Source organism: Sinomonas mesophila, assembly GCF_001999765.1.
In the GTDB taxonomy this organism is placed as follows: domain Bacteria; phylum Actinomycetota; class Actinomycetes; order Actinomycetales; family Micrococcaceae; genus Sinomonas; species Sinomonas mesophila.
This window is the reverse complement of the sequence record NZ_KV908335.1, coordinates 453-3,556: the sequence shown is the minus strand read 5'-3', so window position 1 is coordinate 3,556 and position 3,104 is coordinate 453. Positions and strand designations below refer to the sequence as shown.

Sequence of the window (3,104 nt, the reverse complement as noted above, 5' to 3'; positions counted from 1 at the left end):
GTGGGGCTACCCCGGCGCAGGCTCGGGCTTCCCCCTCGCACTATCCGACACCTGCTTCGACCTTGAAAGCGGTGAAGTCACCGGTGACCTCCAGGAGTTCTCGTACAAGCCCGGCAACGGGAAGGACGCCTCGGTGACGGACATGACCTGCACCAAAAATGCGAGCGGCCAGAGTGTCTCCGGCGGGTGGGGCTGGCTCGACGAGTCCGCTCCGTGTGTTGCCGACACCACCGTGGACGAGACCATCGGCTCAGATCCCGGCAACGACCCGGCCAGCTGCAAGCCGATCCTCGACGGCTGGATCGCCGACATCCAGGCAGGACAGTCCGTCAAGGTTGTCTTCCCGATCTTCGACTATGGCGCGCACCAGGGGAACACGGCAGTGTTCCACATCTTGGGCTACGCCACCCTAGAAATCGTCGCCTGGCAATTCAGCGGTGGCGGCAATAGCCCGTACACCTACATCCCGGCCTCGCTCCCCTCGAACATGACGTGCGCGGGCAGCGAGCGCTGCGTCATCGGCCGCTTCGTCAAGTTCGAATCCCTCGAAACCTGGAAGCTCGGAGGCGGCAACTTCGGCACCCCGGGCTACCAACTCATCGACTAAACCACAGGAGAACCCCATGAGGACCCGCCTACTGGGAGGCGGGTCCTCATTTGATTGTCATGCCCACTGGCCTGAGTTGGCTCAATTGTTTTGTGCGTGAGTTCCGGTGCCGTGGATGGCGTCGAGAATAGCCTGCTGCGGCGCTGGGATGTCTGGGGCGAAGGTCAGGGTCCGTTGATCGCGATGGTCGCCGAGTGGCGGGGGCCGGAGCTGATTGACCAAGTTGGCGATCGCGAGGCTTGTCCCGTTCTGCACCGTGCGAGAGACAACGAGGGCGGTGAACACAATCATCAGGTGAGCCTCGATCGCATCGCGGATGCGGTGGAACATGGGCCTGGCCCGCAGGTCCGTCTTGCTCATCCGGAAGGACTGCTCGACGTGCCAGAGGTCGTGATAGCGGCCGATGACCTGACATCGCGGGCGCGGTTCTCGTGAGCCGTGAGCGTCTTGCCGTCCCGGACGGCCCGCTTCCGGGAATAGGCCCATAGGGGCCCAGGTGGTGCTCGGAGTCCCAGACGGGTTCGGCGCGCAGGTCGGGGTCGTTCTCGTTCCGGTGCCCGGTCCGGGGGCGATGCTGTCGGTGAAGGCGTTCCCGTGTCAGCGGAAGTGCAAGGCCAGATCGGCAGGGGCCATGGTCATCCTCGAGCCGACAATTAAGCAGGCCTGCCTCGTCCAGCGCTCAGGTCTGGGCGCGGAGAGCATGCCCGCGTTGGCGACCACGACCATGTCGGCCAGGCCGTGGCGGGTCTGGAACTGCTTGACGATCGGGACCATGGCCACGATCTCTGCCCTATTGACCTCGAAACAGCCGATCTCCAGCGGGAACCCGACCCGGTCCACGTGCAGGCCCACGACGATCTGCGGATCGACCCGGGCCAGCGCCGAGAACAGGACGCGCAAGTCCGTGCCCACAACGCCCGCCGGGCCGCTGCGGGAGGCAGGAACCGCCGGGGGGAAGGGGCGAACAGACCGGATCACCGGCGGAGGCAGCCAAATCCTTCACCGGCGAGTGGTCTCGAAGCCGAGGTCGAGGACGCCCTGAGCAGGGTCTGCCAGCAGCCGGACGCGCTCGAGCAGCACGCCGTACTGGGCCTCCGTACGCGCCGAACCCACGTGCTCCACGATCCGCTGCCGGCCCTGGACGTACTCGGCGATCTGCACCGCCGTCGCCCACGAGGCGTCGGCACCCGCCTGATGAACTCCGCAACGCGACACTAGAAAACCCACATTAGTGCGCGATACAGCACCCCTCGGCCGGCATCGCCGCAGGTCAGGCAGCCAGCGGGCAAGTGGGACAAGCCACGAAGGTCATCAAGCCATATGGCACGGGTCGGATTCGAGTACACCCGGTATGCGTCCAAGTAACCGAGTCCCGTGGAACTGAGTAGGTTCCCCACGCACCGCGTATCAAAAACAGGCGTTTTGTCTATTATTCGAGTACCGCCACGGATAGTTTTCACCCCCGCCGGCCGGAAAACTTAGTGCATCGGAACCCGGCGGACCTAATTTGGGGGACGCCGCTCAAAGGAACCGAATTTCACCGCACCAGCAAATGCAAAGGACAAAGTCATGGACAAGTTTTTGGTCTCCCTTCAGATGTTCTGGAACGACATCACGGGCAAGGGCGAGAAGGAGAAGGGAGCGACGATGGTTGAGTACGGCATCATGGTCGCCCTCATCGCCGTAGTTGTCATGCTCGCTGTGGGGCCGCTCGGCACGGCGATCGCAGGCATGTTCACCAGCGTCGGCACCACAATCGGCACGCTTTAACAAGGAGCGGAGTGCGTGGCGGGCGATAGCGCAGAGAAGCAGCTTATCGTCCGCCACGCATTTCCATTACAGCGATCCAGGGGAACCATGAAAAGCACCCCCATCGGCGCCGCGAGCGCGGCGCCATGGCGGTCGAGTTCGCGCTCGTTCTGCCCATGCTGCCGACGCTCGTCTTCGGAATTATCGAATTCGGGCGCCTCTACAATGCCCAGATCGTCTTCTCAAATGCCGCCCGCGAGGGAGCCAGGCGTCGTCTGGCAGTTCAGGGGTGGAGGCAATAGCCAATACACCTACATCCAGGCCTCGCCCCTGGGACCATGACGTGCGCAGGCAGCGAGCGCTGGGTCATCGGCCGCTTCGTCGACTTCGGAACCGAGCTACCACCCGAGCTAACCAGCTCATCGACGGAACCTAAGGGGAACCTCGTGAGGACCCGCCTACTGGGAGGCGGGTCCTCCTTTGATTGTCATGCCACTGGCGCACGGATCCAGGCTGATAGGCCTATGACGCTCGCCCCCGCTGCGCACATCGGGATGCTCGCAGCAGCGAACCTGAAGGCTCTTACCAAGCCAAGTGGCACCGGGTCGGGTTCCGAGTACACCCGGCATGCGTCCAAGTAACCGAGCCGCGTGGAACTGAGTAGGTTCCCCACGCACCGCGTATCAAAAACAGGCGTTTTGTCTATTATTCGAGTACCGCTACGGATAGTTTTCACCCTCGCCGGCCG

Annotated in this window: 3 protein-coding genes and 2 pseudogenes; 3 read left to right on the top strand and 2 right to left on the bottom strand. The window is 63.4% G+C overall.

All coding sequences use genetic code 11. The annotated features are described in order from the left end of the window. A pseudogene (locus BV907_RS18865) lies at positions 1–607 on the top strand (hypothetical protein); the annotation flags it as partial. Positions 608–688: 81 nt separating this feature from the next. Here BV907_RS18865 and BV907_RS11380 read toward each other — a convergent pair. Together BV907_RS11380 and BV907_RS19780 are read right to left on the bottom strand one after the other, a co-directional pair. Beyond that, a pseudogene (locus BV907_RS11380) lies at positions 689–1,504 on the bottom strand (transposase); the annotation flags it as partial. Positions 1,505–1,606: 102 nt separating this feature from the next. Then, positions 1,607–1,768, bottom strand: coding sequence for a hypothetical protein (locus BV907_RS19780; RefSeq protein ID WP_425441631.1), 162 nt, complete (start codon positions 1,766–1,768; stop codon positions 1,607–1,609). 408 nt (positions 1,769–2,176) lie between these two features. Between BV907_RS19780 and BV907_RS11375 the strand changes: the two genes are divergently transcribed. Next, entirely contained in the window at positions 2,177–2,377 is a 201-nt protein-coding gene (locus BV907_RS11375) for a Flp family type IVb pilin (protein ID WP_077489856.1), read from the top strand. A 125-nt stretch (positions 2,378–2,502) separates the two neighbouring features. Continuing rightward, positions 2,503–2,658 carry a TadE family protein gene (locus BV907_RS11370; RefSeq protein ID WP_077489855.1) on the top strand — a complete coding sequence of 52 codons (156 nt, stop codon included), beginning with the start codon at positions 2,503–2,505 and terminating at the stop codon, positions 2,656–2,658. Positions 2,659–3,104: the final 446 nt, after the last annotated feature.